General features: G+C 65.1%; 15 protein-coding genes. All 15 read right to left on the reverse strand.

Annotation, left to right across the window (positions count from 1 at the left end):
• Positions 1 to 34 precede the first annotated feature (34 nt).
• The 15 genes from NUV99_07835 to murG all read right to left on the reverse strand — a co-directional run bounded on the left by NUV99_07835 (position 35) and on the right by murG (position 14,232).
• Positions 35 to 727, reverse strand: coding sequence for a YggS family pyridoxal phosphate-dependent enzyme (locus tag NUV99_07835; GenBank protein MCR4420018.1), 693 nt, complete (start codon positions 725 to 727; stop codon positions 35 to 37).
• A gap of 231 nt (positions 728 to 958) precedes the next feature.
• Complete coding sequence (locus NUV99_07840; GenBank protein ID MCR4420019.1) at positions 959 to 1,222, reverse strand: YlmC/YmxH family sporulation protein; 264 nt, start codon at positions 1,220 to 1,222, stop codon at positions 959 to 961.
• A gap of 78 nt (positions 1,223 to 1,300) precedes the next feature.
• Positions 1,301 to 1,942: a stage II sporulation protein R gene (spoIIR, locus tag NUV99_07845; protein MCR4420020.1), complete on the reverse strand. Its 642-nt coding sequence runs from the start codon at positions 1,940 to 1,942 to the stop codon at positions 1,301 to 1,303.
• Positions 1,943 to 1,956: 14 nt separating this feature from the next.
• On the reverse strand, positions 1,957 to 2,727 hold the full coding sequence (sigG, locus tag NUV99_07850) for an RNA polymerase sporulation sigma factor SigG (GenBank protein MCR4420021.1): 771 nt from the start codon (positions 2,725 to 2,727) through the stop codon (positions 1,957 to 1,959).
• A 192-nt stretch (positions 2,728 to 2,919) separates the two neighbouring features.
• Positions 2,920 to 3,597 (reverse strand): RNA polymerase sporulation sigma factor SigE, encoded by a 678-nt coding sequence (sigE, locus tag NUV99_07855; protein MCR4420022.1) that lies wholly within the window; start codon positions 3,595 to 3,597, stop codon positions 2,920 to 2,922.
• Positions 3,598 to 3,648: 51 nt separating this feature from the next.
• Positions 3,649 to 4,575, reverse strand: coding sequence for a sigma-E processing peptidase SpoIIGA (gene spoIIGA, locus NUV99_07860; GenBank protein ID MCR4420023.1), 927 nt, complete (start codon positions 4,573 to 4,575; stop codon positions 3,649 to 3,651).
• Positions 4,576 to 5,021: 446 nt separating this feature from the next.
• The gene (ftsZ, locus tag NUV99_07865; protein ID MCR4420024.1) at positions 5,022 to 6,080 is read right to left on the reverse strand and encodes a cell division protein FtsZ; all 1,059 of its coding nucleotides are present in this window, start codon (positions 6,078 to 6,080) and stop codon (positions 5,022 to 5,024) included.
• Positions 6,081 to 6,093: 13 nt separating this feature from the next.
• The gene (gene ftsA, locus NUV99_07870; protein MCR4420025.1) at positions 6,094 to 7,329 is read right to left on the reverse strand and encodes a cell division protein FtsA; all 1,236 of its coding nucleotides are present in this window, start codon (positions 7,327 to 7,329) and stop codon (positions 6,094 to 6,096) included.
• A 66-nt stretch (positions 7,330 to 7,395) separates the two neighbouring features.
• Positions 7,396 to 7,755: a small basic family protein gene (locus tag NUV99_07875; GenBank protein MCR4420026.1), complete on the reverse strand. Its 360-nt coding sequence runs from the start codon at positions 7,753 to 7,755 to the stop codon at positions 7,396 to 7,398.
• A gap of 7 nt (positions 7,756 to 7,762) precedes the next feature.
• On the reverse strand, positions 7,763 to 8,482 hold the full coding sequence (locus tag NUV99_07880) for an FtsQ-type POTRA domain-containing protein (GenBank protein MCR4420027.1): 720 nt from the start codon (positions 8,480 to 8,482) through the stop codon (positions 7,763 to 7,765).
• Between the two features lie 40 nt (positions 8,483 to 8,522).
• Positions 8,523 to 9,461: a methionyl-tRNA formyltransferase gene (gene fmt / locus NUV99_07885; GenBank protein MCR4420028.1), complete on the reverse strand. Its 939-nt coding sequence runs from the start codon at positions 9,459 to 9,461 to the stop codon at positions 8,523 to 8,525.
• A gap of 1 nt (position 9,462) precedes the next feature.
• On the reverse strand, positions 9,463 to 10,743 hold the full coding sequence (murA, locus tag NUV99_07890; GenBank protein MCR4420029.1) for a UDP-N-acetylglucosamine 1-carboxyvinyltransferase: 1,281 nt from the start codon (positions 10,741 to 10,743) through the stop codon (positions 9,463 to 9,465).
• Positions 10,744 to 10,747: 4 nt separating this feature from the next.
• Positions 10,748 to 11,674, reverse strand: a complete 927-nt coding sequence (gene murB, locus NUV99_07895) for a UDP-N-acetylmuramate dehydrogenase (GenBank protein ID MCR4420030.1) — start codon at positions 11,672 to 11,674, stop codon at positions 10,748 to 10,750.
• The gene (gene murC, locus NUV99_07900; GenBank protein MCR4420031.1) at positions 11,671 to 13,068 is read right to left on the reverse strand and encodes a UDP-N-acetylmuramate--L-alanine ligase; all 1,398 of its coding nucleotides are present in this window, start codon (positions 13,066 to 13,068) and stop codon (positions 11,671 to 11,673) included. The genes murB and murC overlap by 4 nt, the downstream gene beginning before the upstream one ends.
• Positions 13,069 to 13,098: 30 nt before the next feature.
• A complete protein-coding gene (gene murG, locus NUV99_07905; protein MCR4420032.1) occupies positions 13,099 to 14,232 on the reverse strand; it encodes an undecaprenyldiphospho-muramoylpentapeptide beta-N-acetylglucosaminyltransferase in 1,134 nt (377 codons plus the stop codon).
• Between the last annotated feature and the right edge of the window lie 17 nt (positions 14,233 to 14,249).

Below are 14,249 nucleotides of genomic sequence, written 5' to 3' on the forward strand. Positions count from 1 at the left end.
TCCCGGCCAGAGGCTGTCCCCCCTTTCCTTTATCTCACCCCGTGCGGGGTCCGAAGATGGCGGTACCCACCCGCACCATGGTGGCTCCCTCTTCTACCGCCACCTCGAAATCGCCACTCATCCCCATAGAAAGGTGCTCCATGCTTACACCCGGCCAGCGTTCGCCGGCGATTGCCTCCGCCAGGAGGCGCAGCCGCCGGAAGACGGGTCTGGCCTCCTCCGGCTCCGCCACCGCCGGGCCGATGGTCATCAGCCCCAGCACCCGGAGGTGCCTGTACCCGGCTACGCGCTCCAGGAAGGGGCGAACCTCGGCCTCGGCCAGGCCGAACTTGGTGCCTTCTCCGGCAAGGTTAACCTGAAGCAGGACCGGCCATACCCTTCCGGTCCGGGCGCCCTGCTTCTCCAGTTCCTCCGCCAGGCGAATGCGGTCCAGGGAGTGAATGAGGTCGACCCAATCCGCCAGGTACTTCACCTTATTGGTCTGCAGGTGCCCGATAAAGTGCCACTCTGCCGCCCGACCCAGCGCGGCCACCTTAGCCCTGGCCTCCTGCACCCGATTCTCGCCCAGGGCCGTAATGCCTTCCGCCAGGCCTGCCCGGATGATTTCCACCGGCACGTTCTTGGTCACGGCGATGAGCTTTACCGCCTCCGGTCGGCGTCCGGACCTCTCGGCCGCCCGGGCCAGCCGCTCCCGCACCCGGCGTAGGTTGGCCCCGATATCGGTCATGGTGTCCATCCCTCTGCCGAGGAAATTGTCCGTGAAGGGACGAAAAGCCCCTTTCCCCCCGGGCCACGGCTTTATTATTCGCCGGCAGGAGTGTCTTTCCTTCTGCGGACGGGCAGCCCTGGCAGGTTTTGCTTGCGGCCGACCTTCGCGATTTCCGGCCGACAGATGTTTGGCCATCCGGCGGAAAGGGACGAGGGCAGAATGGCAGCAATTGGAAGGCGGGGCGGGGCACTAGCGCTTGGTGTGCACGGGCTCGACGAAGCCCTCCAGCTCTACCAGGATCACGTCTACGCCTAGTCTCTTAATCTGTTCCCAGGGGATTACCACATCCTCGGCGCGGCCCAGGAGGCCGAGGAGGCGAGTGGCACCCGGCAGGATTATGGCCTTCACCTTTCCGTTCTCCACGTCCAGCTCGAGATCCTTTATCAGGCCCAAACGCCGGCCGTCCCGGACGTTAACCACGTCCCGCAGCCGGAGCTCGGAGGCGCGGACCATTGCTTCCACCCCCCGACCGATCCGCCCCAAAATGACCTCATAAAAGTATATGAGGCCCGGCGGGGGATGTGTCCGATCTCAGGACTCCGGCCACAGCCGGGCCAGGTGCCGCTGAGAACTTCGCCACCACTCTACCAAGCGCCACCGCTTCTCTATCGGCGGGCGTTGTTGACCTTGAAGCTCCCGGCCGCCCGGCGAGGCCATTACCTCCTGCACCGGCGCCGCCGGAACCTCTCCGCTGCCGGCAATGTCCACGAAGCACAGGGGCGGGAAGAGCACGCACCACCAGTTGGCACCTTCCCCTTCCCCGAGCACCACGCGCACCGCCCGGTAGGATCCGGCCGGAAGCACGGTCTCGTAGTACGCGCGGGTGGGGAATTCAAATACCCCCATCTCTATCCGGGCCGGGTACGGGGCGCCGGCCAAGGCCAGGCAGCGGTCGGCCGCCTCTTGCAGCCGGGGCAGCGAGGCCCGTACGGCCTTCTCCGCGTCCTCCCACCCCTGCACCCGCCCCAGGTCGGGCAGCAATTCCCATAACAGGGCGTCCCGCACCCGGTACTTCAGGGCCTGATCCTCGGGGCGGTCGCTGTTGGCCACCACGTGAAGCCGGATGAGGTTGTCCGGCGTGTAGGCCTCCTGACAGGGGTGGCTGAAGACCCGATACGCCACTGCTCCCGCCGCCAGGGCGAGGATTATCAGGACCGCAATAAGTTTTTGCATCCCAGCACCTCCTTTCACATGTGCTTGCGCATGTGGTTCAGGGCTGCCTTCTCCAGTCGCGAGACCTGCGCCTGAGAGATGCCGATCTCGTCTGCCACCTCCATCTGCGTCTTGCCCTCGAAGAAGCGCAGGGTGAGGATGGTGCGCTCCCGTTCGCTCAGCTTCTGCAGCGCCTCCCTCACCGCGATCCCCTCCAGCCAGTTGGCGTCCTGGTTCTTCTCGTCTCCGATTTGGTCCATCACCAGGATGGGGTCGCCTCCGTCGTGGTACACGGGTTCGAACAGTGACACCGGCTCCTGGATGGCATCCAGGGCGAAGACCACCTCTTCTCGTTCGAGCTTCAGTTCTTCGGCAATCTCCACCACCGTGGGCTCGCGTCCGTACTTGTTCACCAGGGCGTCCCGCGCCTGCAGGGCCTTGTAGGCGGTATCCCTGAGGGAACGGCTGATACGTACCAGGTTGTTGTCGCGAAGGTAACGACGGATCTCGCCGATAATCATGGGCACCGCGTAGGTAGAAAAGCGCACGTTCTGCTCCAGGTCGAAATTGTCGATGGCCTTGATCAGGCCCACGCAGCCCACCTGGAAGAGATCGTCCACGCATTCCCCCCGGTTGGTGAACCTTTGAATGACGCTCAATACCAAACGCAAATTGCCCCTGATCAACTGTTCGCGAGCCGAAGCGTCGCCCTGGCGCAGGGCCCGGAAGAGGGAGCGCATCTGTTCGTTGGTCAACACGGGAAGCTTGGCGGTATTCACCCCGCAGATCTCCACTTTATTGACCAAACCCATGTACCCCCCTTCGGGCTTAATTATTGCCAGGCCTCCCGGCTTTTATACGAAAAAGGGCCGCGGCTCCGGCCGCAACCCTTTATGAAAGCACGCCCCAACGGGGGTAAACGTTTGCCTTCGGCCTACGCCTCCCGGCCCTCGGCCTCACTGCCTTGTTTCCAATCGGCAACAATGTATTCCAGGGATTTACTCCAAACGCAGCATTTCCTTCCGCAGTCGTTTGATAATGCGTTTCTCCAGCCGGGAAATATAGGACTGGGAGATACCCAGCATATCCGCTACTTCTTTTTGGGTCTTTTCCACCCCGTCTACCAGCCCGAAGCGGAACTCCATGATCTTCCTCTCCCGGGGGGAGAGCTTCTTCATGGCCTGATACAGAAGTCTTTTTTCCACCTCTTCTTCTATGGACTTGTAGATTATGTCTCCCTCGGTGCCCAGCACGTCGGAAAGCAGGAGCTCGTTTCCGTCCCAGTCCGTGTTTAGGGGCTCCTCGAACGAAACCTCGCACCGCTGCCGGCTGCTACGACGAAGATGCATCAGAATCTCGTTTTCTATACACCGGGAGGCATAGGTGGCCAGCTTTATACGCTTGCGCGGATCAAAAGTGTTTACCGCTTTGATCAATCCGATGGTCCCGATGGAAACCAGATCCTCAATACCCACCCCCGTATTCTCGAACTTCCGGGCGATGTACACTACCAGCCGCAGGTTCCGCTCGATGAGAGTGGTCCGCACCCGGTCGTCTCCCGCCTCCAGCCTCTCCAGCAACAACCCTTCTTCGTCACTGGTCAAGGGAGGCGGCAGGGCTTCACTGCTACCGACGTAGTGTATGGGCAAAATTTCTAGAAAAGAAAGCAGACGCATCGCCCACAGACGCGCCGCCAACAAGGCCGACCCCTCCCCCATGCCGCTCCTTCAGCCCAGGACTGCCTGCAACACGTCCGGGTGCAGCAGGGCCCGGTAGCTCCCTTGCGGAGACAGCCGCTGCCGGTAAATGCCCACCAAGACCTCCCTCACCCGCACCATCCGGTCCTCGGTGATCACCACCAGTTCATCCGGCCGGAAGCACAGCAGCATGCCCCGCGGCCGGCCCAGAGAGGTGAACGGTACCAAGTGCACCCGCGCCGCCCAGGCGGTTCCCCGCAGTTCCTCGGCCAACCGGCCCAGGTCGGGCTCTTCGCCTGCCTCAACCGCCTGCCGCAGGGACGGGGGCAGGAGCGGGCGCAGGGCATCGTACTCCACGATCACCACCGGCCGGCCGGTTATGGGGTCCCGAAGCTGGTTTCCCGTATCCACCAGGGCCCGGACGGCCAGCCTCTTCTCTCCCCAACGGATAACCATCGGCACCTGGAAGAACCCCGCCAACAGGCTGCGCCTGAGCCAGGGCGCGCCCCACCGGGCCAGAAGCAGGGCCGCCGCCACCGCCGCCAGCAGCCAAGGATACGGGAGACGGCTCAGGAAGGCGACCAGGCCTCCCAGGAGGGCGTAGGCGTCGAGTCGGGCATTGAACACGTACATGGCCCCCAGCACTGCCCCGGCCATGGCGAAGGCGACCAGGTACAGGTAGAATACCGCCTGGCAAAACCGGCGCAGGTTCAGGCGCCGGTAGGCCAGAGCCACCAAAAGAAGGGAAACGCCCAGGCGCCCCCCTGCGCCCAGCACCGCCTGGTTGTTCAGGGTAAAGGGCAGCAGGGCGTAGATCGCACCGCAGGTGGCCGCGACGATCAATCGCCACGCGCTGGTAGATAGTTGCGCAAACCTGGCCGTAGCCCAGAGGAGCAGGTAATCCATCACCCAGTTAATGGTGAAGACTACGTCCAGGTACACTACCGGGGGCGGCATCGGGCCTCGCCTCTTCTAATTATTGCCATAGACATAGATATGCCGGGCCTCTGCCCGCCTATGCCGGCAGAACCCGCTATGATTATACTCGTTCGGGATGGGGATATATGTCAGACTGGGGACGACCTGGAAGGTCAAGAAACCAGAAAAGGCCGGCACCCGACCGCCAGAGCAAGCGAATCCCGGCCTCCGCCGGCGTTCCGGTTTTCCGGGTGGGAAGACTCGGAGGGTGTTTAGGCGGATAGAGACAGCAGCCCCCGGGTCAACCCTCAAGATGCCCGTAACGGAGCCAGCGCCCGAAACGGATGCGGCCCGGAGACCGCAGTCCCAAGGCACAAGCCCGTTAGGTGGGCGAAGCCGCCGCTACGAGGAAGCTCGGGACCACGGCAGGGGCTGACCTCCGGGGGTGCACCGGCAGGCGCGGCGTGGTACTGGGTTAGCCGCCCTTACGGGCGCCGCCGCAAGAAGGCGGGGATATCCAGGTCGGCCAGGTCAAAGGCCTTGGTCTCGATCTCCCTGGTTCCGGCTGCCTGCTGGCGGCCAAGGACATGGTCGAACCCCGTGGCGATCACCGTGATGCGCACCTCGTCCTTGAGGTTCTCGTCGATTACTGCCCCGAAGATTATGTTGGCGTTGGGGTCGGCGGCCGCGGCAATGATCTCCGCCGCCTCGTTCACCTCAAACAACCCCAGATCGGGGCCGCCGGTTATGTTCATGAGTACCCCCCGCGCCCCTTCGATGGAAGTCTCCAGCAACGGGCTGGAGATAGCCATCCGCGCCGCCTCCACCGCGCGCTTGTCGCCCGTGCCCCGACCGATGCCCATGAGGGCGGTGCCGGTATCCAGCATGATGGTCTTCACGTCGGCAAAGTCCAGGTTGATCAGCCCCGGCACCGCGATGAGGTCGGAAATACCCTGTACTCCCTGACGGAGGATATCGTCGGCCAGCCTGAAAGCCTCGGTGATGGAAGTCTGCTTGTCCGCCACCTGAAGCAGGCGGTCGTTGGGGATGATGATTAGACTGTCTACCCGGTTACGGAGCTCGTTGATACCCGTTTCCGCCTGTTCGGCCCGCTTGCGCCCCTCGAAGGTGAAGGGCCGGGTGACCACCGCCACCGTCAGGGCCCCGGCCTGCTTGGCCACTTCCGCCACTATAGGGGCGCCCCCGGTTCCCGTGCCTCCCCCCATACCGGCAGTCACGAACACCATGTCTGCCTTGTCCAGCGCCTTGACCAGATCCTCGCGGCTTTCCTCCGCCGCCCGCCGGCCCACCTCCGGATTGGCACCTGCCCCCAGCCCTTTGGTAAGCTTGGCTCCTATCTGGATCTTGACCTCCGCCTTGGACATCTGCAGGGCCTGGAGGTCGGTATTAATGGCGATGAATTCCACCCCCTGCAGCCCGGCGGCGATCATCCGGTTGACCGCGTTGCTGCCTCCGCCGCCCACCCCAACCACCTTGATGGTGGCAAACTGCGTGTTGCTGCCCTCTTCCAGTTCCAGGACCATTTACCTCCCCCTCCTAGAAGAAGTCTCTAAACCAGGACCAAATCCTAGCCCACCAGCCGCCTGCCGACGGTTCCAGGGCCCCGGCCGCCTGGGCCCGGGCCAGATAGCGGGCGCCGTAAACCAGCAGGCCCACGGCGGTAGCGTACTCCGTTCCCCTCACCATGTCCCCCACTCCGTCGAGCACTACCGGGTATCCCACCCGGACCGGCATTTCCAGGATATCGGCGGCCATCTGCGCCAGCCCGGCCAGTCCCGCAGTTCCCCCGGTAAGAACCGCCCCTCCCGGCAAGAGGTAGGCCCGGCCGCTACCCAGCCGCTGACGGACGAGGTTCAGAATCTCCTGGATACGGGGCTCAATAATGGTGGCCAGCATGCGCCGGGAAACGGTCTTGAGACCTTCTCCGGCAATGTCCGGGACTTCCACAAACTCGTCGTCCGGCTGCAGCCCGGCCAGGACACACCCGTGACGGCACTTGACCTCTTCGGCGCTGGCCAAAGGGATGCGCAGACCTACGGCCAGGTCGCTGGTGATATAGTCCCCGCCGGCGGGAACCACCCCCGCCTCCCGGAGGTTCCCCCGCTGGAAGACGGCGTACTCGGTAGTGCCACCCCCGATATCCAGCAGCAGAACCCCCAGTTCCCTTTCCGCCGGCAGCAGTACCGCCTCTGCCGAGGCCAAGGCGCTGAAGACCGGTTCGCGCACGGGAGGATTGATCCCCGCCCGGCTTACCACCTTGCCCAGGTTCTGCACCGAGCTGCTGCCGGCCAGCACCAGAGTAGCCTCCACTTCCAGCCGATTCCCGGTCATGCCCGTCGGATCCACTATTCCCTCGTAGCCGTCTACCACGTACTGGCAAGGAAGTACGTGCAACAACTGCCGGTCCGAAGGAACGTTGACCACCTGCGCGGTCTGAAGAACCCGGAAAACGTCTTCCGGCCCGATTTCCCGGTGGGGATTGACTACCGCCACCACCCCCCGGTTCTGCAGGGTGAGAACGTGCGGGCCGGTAAGGCTGACCATAACCGCCTCGGGCTCTACCCCGGCCATTTGCCGCGCCTGGGCCATGGCCCGAGCCGCCCCTCGGGCCGCCTCCTCGATGTCCACCACCATGCCGCGTCTGAGGCCGGCAGACCGCACCTGCCCCACGCCCACAACGGCGAGGCCTGCGTCCGGGCCGATTTCCGCCAATACGGCCACCGTTTTGCTGGACCCGAGGTCCAGGGCTGCTACCACGTTGCGGCCTGCCAAGGTGTCAACCTCACTTCTTGGCAAATAATACCAAATCTTAATCTAAACTTTCCACGTCCTTCTGACCTATTCCTGCTGCCGGTCCCGGCGGCGGCGCCACCTTCCCAGCAGGTGCCGGCGGATAATGGCCAGATTCTGAAAGATGCGCACCCCAAAGGCAAAAACCGCAGCCAGATAAAGGTCTATCCCCAACTGGTCTCCCAGGTAGGCCAGGACACCGGCGAGCAGCATATTGCCGAAGAATCCGGTTATGAAAACCCCGGAATCGAAGTTCTCCTCCAGCCCCGCCCTCAGGCCGCCGAAGATGGAGTCCAGGGCCGCCAATACCCCCACGGAGAGGTACTTGGCGTAGGCCAGAGGGATGGTCAGGGGAAACCAGAGACCGATCAGGATACCGATCGCCAAACCTAACGCCGGCAGCCACATACGCTCTTCATTCGCCTCCACTTGCATAGCCCAAGGTAGGCGCCTTGGGCCGACTTACATCGATATACGCCAGCCGAGCAGCGCTCCCCCGGACCTGTTCCTCCCGGTATATGGCCCAGAAGAGGGCCAGCTTCTGCTCCACTTCTCCCGCGTCTCCCAGGATCACCCTTACTCCCTCCCGGGTATAAAGACAAATCCCTCCCGGGTTGGCCAGGTGTAATTCCTGAACCTCTTCCCTGATGCCCGGCGGCAAGGCCTGCGCCACCGCCAGCAGGGGTCCGAGTTCCGGGAGGGCAAGTATCCTGCCGGGTACCAACTGTTCCCGCGGCACGGTCACGCCGGTCAGCAGTAAGGGATCGGCCGGTGACCAGGCCTTTCTGGCGCCCAGCACCCTACCCTCCTGATCTACCTCCCAAAAAGCGCCGGCCGCAGGAATCAGCACCAAAGCTACCCGCTCCCGAACTTCCACGAGCACCGTATCCGGGAGGTCCCGCCGAAGCTCTACCTCGCGGATGCGCGGGTGTCGGAGCAGGTTCTCTTTAACCGCCTGCTTGTTCAGGCGGAGGAGGTTCTCCCCGGGTAACAGCCCGCTCAGGCGAATAATCTCTTCGCCGCTTACGGTGACATTTCCTCTTACCTTGATGGCCTCCAGCTCCCAAAAGCTCGATCGGGCGAAAAGCCACGAAGCCAGGGCCAGCACCGCCGCCAAGAGGAGCCAGTACCTCAACCGCATCTCCGCCCGCCTCGTGTCATACTTCCGGGCTGCCTTACGCCCAGGCTTCTCCTACCTGCGGGCGATAGCCCCGGATAAAGTCTGCCGCCCCCATCACCGCCTTCCCCTCGGGCTGCAGCCGCCGGATGGCTACGGCTTGTCCGTCGCCGCAGGCCACCTTGATCCCCTGTTCGCCCACGGCGGCTATTTGACCCGGCTCCAGGCCTTCCGCCTCGAGGGGTTCCGGCGGATCTACCCACCAGATCTTTACCCTCCTTTCGCGCCACTGCCCGTAAGCGCCCGGCCACGGATTCAGGCCGCGCACCCGGTTGTAAACGGCCAGGGCCGGGCGAGTCCAGTCAATCCGCTCATCCTCCGGCCTGAGGGGAGGGGCGTAGGTGGCCGAAGCCGGATCCTGGGGCCGCCGGGGAGCCCTGCCCTCCCCCAACAGGTCCAGGGTCTTCACCAGCAGTTCCGCTCCCAGGACCGCCAGGCGATCGTGAAGTTGGCCCGCAGTCTCGCGTGCCCCGATCTCGACCGCCTCCTGCAATATGATGTCCCCCGCATCCAGCTCCGGAGTCACGAACATGGTAGTGACGCCGGTCTCCCTCTCGCCGTTGATGATGGCCCAGTGAATGGGAGCCGCTCCCCGGTACCGGGGCAGAAGGGAGGCGTGAAGGTTGATGCAGCCCCGAGAGGGCAGTTCCAGCAGGGCCCGCGGCAGGATTCTCCCGTAGGCCACCACCACCAGCGCCTCGGGGGCCAGGCCTTCCAGCCAGGCCAGGAAGTCCGGATCCTTCAGGCTTTCCGGCTGGCGCACCTCCAGCCCCGCCTCCCGGGCCAGTTCCTTGACCGGAGGCGCCTGGGGCAGCCGACCCCGCCCCTTGGGCCGGTCCGGCTGGGTAATTGCGGCCAGGACCCGGTGGCGGCTGGCCAGCAGGGCGCGAAGGCTGGGCAGGGCGAAGTCCGGGGTACCGCAGAATACCAGGCGCATCTCAGACTCTCACCCCTCCTGCTACCTGCGGAAGTTCCTCGCGCACTATCTTGGCACCCAGAGCGCGGTACTTGCGATCCAGGTCTTCATAGCCCCGGTCGAGATGCTCCACTCCTTCGAGAACCGTGGTGTTTTCCGCCACCAACCCGGCCAGTACCAGCGCCGCCGCCGCCCGCAGATCGGTAGCCTCCACCAGCGCGCCGCTGAGACGGGGCACTCCGTACACCACCGCCACCCGACCTTCCACCTTTATCTGCGCTCCCATTCGCCGCAGTTCGTCGACGTGCTTGAACCGACTCTCGAAAATGCTCTCGGTAATCACGCTGGTCCCTTCGGCGGTGGTCAACAGGGCCATCATCTGGGGCTGCATGTCGGTGGGGAACCCCGGATAGGGCAGCGTTTTGCAGTCCACGCCCCGCAGGCGACCGGAGGCTTCCACCAGCAGGGCCGAATCCAGGGGCTCAACCCTCACCCCCGCCTCCCGCAACTTGGCTACCAGGGCCTCCAGATGCTCGGGTATTACGTTTCGCACCACCACCCGGCCCCGGGTAATGGCGGCGGCCACCAGGTGAGTGCCGGCCTCGATCCGGTCCGGGATGACCTGATACTCGGCGCCGGTCAGGCTCTTGACTCCGGTGACGCGGATGACGTCCGACCCCGCGCCCTTGATCCGGGCGCCGATACGATTAAGGAAGTTCTGGAGGTCCACTATTTCCGGCTCTTTGGCCGCGTTGCGGATAACCGTATTACCCTCGGCCAGCACCGCCGCCATCATGATGTTCTCGGTGGCCCCCACGCTGGGAAAATCGAGGTGGACATCCGCTCCCCGCAACCGCCCGGCCCTTGCCTCGATGAAGCCGTGATCTTCCCTGATTTCCGCCCCCAAGGCGACAAATCCTTTCAGATGCAGGTCCATGGGCCGGCTGCCGATGGCACATCCCCCGGGATAGGCCACCCGCACCTCCCGGAACCGCCCCAGGAGGGGACCCATTACCAGGTTGGAGGCCCGCAGGCGCCGCATGAGGCCGGGCGGCACCTCCCGGGGAACCGCCTCCCGGGCGTCCAGCCACAAATTCCTCCCCGCCTGGCCGACCCTGGCCCCCAGGAACTCCAGCACCTCCTGCATGGTTCTTACGTCCGCCAGGCGCGGAACCTCCAGCAGACAGCAGGGCTCCGGCGTGAGCAGGCTCGCGGCCAGGATGGGCAGGATGGAATTCTTGGCGCCGCTTACTTCTATTTCTCCTTCCAGCCGGATACTGCCGGCAATTTCCAGTCTGGCCATGTTTTCACCCCCGGGTTTCTCCCAGGACCAGGACTTCCGGCTCCAGGTCGATTCCGAACCTATCCTTTACCCTCCGCCTGACTTCGGCAATCAGCCACAGCACATCCTCCGCCCGGGCCCCGCCGGTATTGATGATGAAGTTGGCGTGCTCGAGGGCTACCATTGCGCCCCCCCGCCGCAGCCCCTTGGCGCCCACCTGCTCGATCAGCCATCCGGCCGGCGGGCCCTGGGGAGGGTTCTTGAACACGCTCCCCGCGCTCGGCCCCTGCGGCTGCGTACGCCGGCGCGCCTCCAGCCTCTCCCGGATCTGGCGCTCCAGGGCCGCCGGTTCCTCTCCGGGTTCCAGGGCCAGCACGACTTCCACCACCAGGCCGTCGCGGGGGAGGCTGGAGCTTCGATAGGAGAAAACCATTTCCCCCGCCTTCAGCCGCCGCAGTTCTCCCCGGCCGTCTATCAGGCTGACCTCGCGCACCCGGGAGCCGACGGAGCCCTCCCTGGTACCGGCGTTCATCAGCACCGCACCGCCCACGGTGCCGGGAATACCGGCGGCGAACTCCAGACCCCGCCAGCCCAGACGCGCCGCCCGCCGGAGCGCCCTTGCCAGCAGGGTTCCCGCACCCAGGCGCAGGCTATCCTCTCCTACCTCTATATGCTTGAGGCCGGGGACGGTGCGGAGCACCAGCCCGCGAATGCCCCCGTCCGGCACCAGAACGTTAGACCCCGCACCCAGCGCGGTTACTTCCAGGCCCCGGCTCCGAGCCCAATCCAGACACGTCCGGACCTCGGCCATCGATCGCGGCGCCACCACCAGATCCGCCGGGCCGCCGATACGCCAGGTCGTGCAGCGGGCCAGGGATACGTTGGTGGCCACCGGCCGGCCCAGGCGTGCCCCCAGGTCCGCAGCTAGACGCTCGACTTCGGAGGAGGTCATACCCGCCTCTCCTCTTCCGCTCCCGACCAGCGGGCCAGAAGTTGCCGACCCAGATCGGTGATGTCCCCGGCTCCCAGCGTCAGGACCAGGTCGCCGGGACGGGTGAGTTCCTCCACCAGGCCCGCCAGCCGGTGCCGTTCGGGACAGTAGTATACGGGCGGACCCTGGCGGCGCCGGAATTCTTCGGCGATCAACCCGCCGTGTACGCCCGGCAGAGGCGTTTCCCCGGCACCGTAGACGTCGGTGAGGATTACCAGATCGGCGGGCATAAGTGCCGAAGCAAACTCGCGGAAGAGTCTGCCGGTCCGGGTGTAGCGGTGGGGCTGAAAGACCGCCACCACCCTGCGGCCCAGCCTGCGGGCTGCCTCCAGGGTGGTCCTGATCTCCGTCGGGTGGTGGGCATAGTCGTCCACCACCAGCCGGCCGGCCGCCTCCCCCAGAAGCTGAAAACGACGGGCCACGCCGGCGTAATCCGCCAGGGCACGGGCCGCGACCTCGAAGGACAACCCCAGCGTTCGCGTTACCGCCACTGCGGCCAGCGCATTACTGACGTTGTGCCTTCCCGGGACGGCCAGTTCGAGCACTCCCAGATGCCTTCCTCCTTCGTATACCCGGGAACGCGACCCCAGCGCGTTCAACTCTACCGTCTCCGCCCGGTAGAAGGCTTCCCCGCCGAGGCCGTAGGTGATAACCTGACTCTGCTCTGAGGCGAGGGCCATCAGCACCGGGTCGTCGGCGCAGACCACCGCCCGGCCCCGAGAATCGACCTGCGCCAGGAAACGCCGAAATGCTTCCCTCAGAGCCTCGGGCCGGCCGTAGTGGTCCAGGTGGTCGTCCTCCACGTTGGTCACCACGGCCAGGGCAGGCCGCAGCCGCAAAAAGGAGCCGTCACTCTCGTCGGCTTCCGCCACCATGAACTCGCCCCGCCCCAGCCAGGCGTTCGTACCCTCGCTCACCAGCCTGCCGCCCACCACTACCGTGGGATCCAGCCCGGCCTGCTTCAACACCGTAGCGATCATGGCCGTAGTAGTGGTCTTGCCGTGGGTCCCGGCCACTGCGATCCCCCGGTAACCCTCCATGAAGCGGGCCAGGAACTCGCCCCGGGATATGACTTCCAGCCCCCGTCGCCCGGCTTCCAATAGTTCGGGGTTGTCGGGTTTTACCGCCGAAGAATATACTACCAGGTCGGTGTCCGCTTCCAGGTAGGAGACATGGTGACCGCGGTAGACCCGGGCGCCCAGGGCTTCCAGGCCGGCGGTGCTGTCCCCGGCCTTGAGGTCTGATCCGGTAACCCGGTAACCCGCCTCCAGGGCCAGTCTGGCCAGGCCGCTCATGCCGCTGCCGCCGATGCCGATAAAGTGGATTTTGCTTGCCCGGTCGCTAATGGCTATCATCTCCTTTGAGGCCGGGCCCTCCGACGATGTTCATCTTATGCCCGCGTCGAAACCGGTGTTACCGGCCACCTCCCACAGGACCTCCAGGATCCTCTGCCCGGCCTCCGGCCGACCCAGAGCCCGCGATCTGGCGGCCATGTCCTCGCGTTTCCGGTCATCCATAACCAGGGCCCGGACCTTTTCCAGCAACCCCTGCGGGGTCAGGTCCCTTTCCAGGATCATCTCGCAGGCCCCGGCCCGGAGCAAGGCCCGGGCGTTGTACTCCTGGTGATTTTCGGCCGCAAAGGGATAGGGCACGAGCACCGCCGCTACCCCCCGGGCGGTTACCTCGGCCAGGAAGCTCGCCCCGGCCCTGGCCACCACCAGGTCGGACGCGGCCAGAGCCTGGGGCAGGTGATGGAGGTAGGAGACGACGGTAATATTACCACTTTTAGCCGGATATATTCCCGCTTCCTTTAGCCGGCGCAGGAAATCGGCATGATCCGCCTCTCCGGTAACGTGCAGGATCTGAACCTCCCGGCTGCCCTGCCAGTAGCGGTGCACGGCCAGCATGGCCTCGTTCAGCCGCCGGGCCCCCAGGCTCCCCCCTACCGCCAGGACGGTCTTCTTTAACGGGTCGAGACCCAGACGGGTCACGGCCTCCTCCCGGGTCAGCTGCCATACCTCCCTCCGGACGGGCAGTCCGGTGTGGCAGGTCTGGGTTCCGGGAGGAAACCGCCGGGCGGACTCGTCGAAGGTAGTGCACACCACGCTGACGAAGGAAGCCAGCAGGCGATTGGTCAGGCCGGGCACGGCATTTTGCTCGTGCAACACCGTGGGGATGCCGCTCAGGGAGGCGGCCAGCACCACGGGCGCGCACACGTATCCGCCGGTACCTACTACCACCTGGGGCCGGAAGCGGCGCAGCAGGCGGAAGGCCTGTCCAAATCCTGCCGCCACTCCCCCTGCCGCCGTCAGGAGATCTCTCTTGCGCCCGCGCGAGAACTTGCGGGCGGTAACCACGGCAAACGGCAGGCCCGCCGCCGGCACCAGCCTGGCCTCCATCCCCTCGGCCGTGCCCACATACAGCAGATCCTCTACCCCCCTTGCCCGCAACTCCTCGGCCAGGGCCAGGGCGGGGTAGATGTGACCCCCCGTTCCTCCGCCGGTTAGCAGAACCCGCAAGCTTTCACCCCCTCCAC

It is taken from the genome of Clostridia bacterium (genome assembly GCA_024653205.1).
GTDB lineage: Bacteria > Bacillota > DSM-521 > Neomoorellales > SLTJ01 > JANLFO01.

Bases quoted from the DNA above. Each gene is read 5' to 3' on its own strand.
- spoIIR (MCR4420020.1), bottom strand. From the start codon at position 1,942: ATGCAAAAACTTATTGCGGTCCTGATAATCCTCGCCCTGGCGGCGGGA.
- murB (MCR4420030.1), bottom strand. From the start codon at position 11,674: ATGACCTCCTCCGAAGTCGAGCGTCTAGCTGCGGACCTGGGGGCACGC.
- NUV99_07875 (MCR4420026.1), bottom strand. From the start codon at position 7,755: ATGTGGCTGCCGGCGTTAGGTTTGGCGATCGGTATCCTGATCGGTCTC.
- NUV99_07835 (MCR4420018.1), bottom strand. From the start codon at position 727: ATGACCGATATCGGGGCCAACCTACGCCGGGTGCGGGAGCGGCTGGCC.
- NUV99_07840 (MCR4420019.1), bottom strand. From the start codon at position 1,222: ATGGTCCGCGCCTCCGAGCTCCGGCTGCGGGACGTGGTTAACGTCCGG.
- murA (MCR4420029.1), bottom strand. From the start codon at position 10,743: ATGGCCAGACTGGAAATTGCCGGCAGTATCCGGCTGGAAGGAGAAATA.
- murC (MCR4420031.1), bottom strand. From the start codon at position 13,068: ATGATAGCCATTAGCGACCGGGCAAGCAAAATCCACTTTATCGGCATC.
- spoIIGA (MCR4420023.1), bottom strand. From the start codon at position 4,575: ATGCCGCCCCCGGTAGTGTACCTGGACGTAGTCTTCACCATTAACTGG.
- ftsZ (MCR4420024.1), bottom strand. From the start codon at position 6,080: ATGGTCCTGGAACTGGAAGAGGGCAGCAACACGCAGTTTGCCACCATC.
- sigE (MCR4420022.1), bottom strand. From the start codon at position 3,597: ATGCGTCTGCTTTCTTTTCTAGAAATTTTGCCCATACACTACGTCGGT.
- fmt (MCR4420028.1), bottom strand. From the start codon at position 9,461: ATGCGCCTGGTATTCTGCGGTACCCCGGACTTCGCCCTGCCCAGCCTT.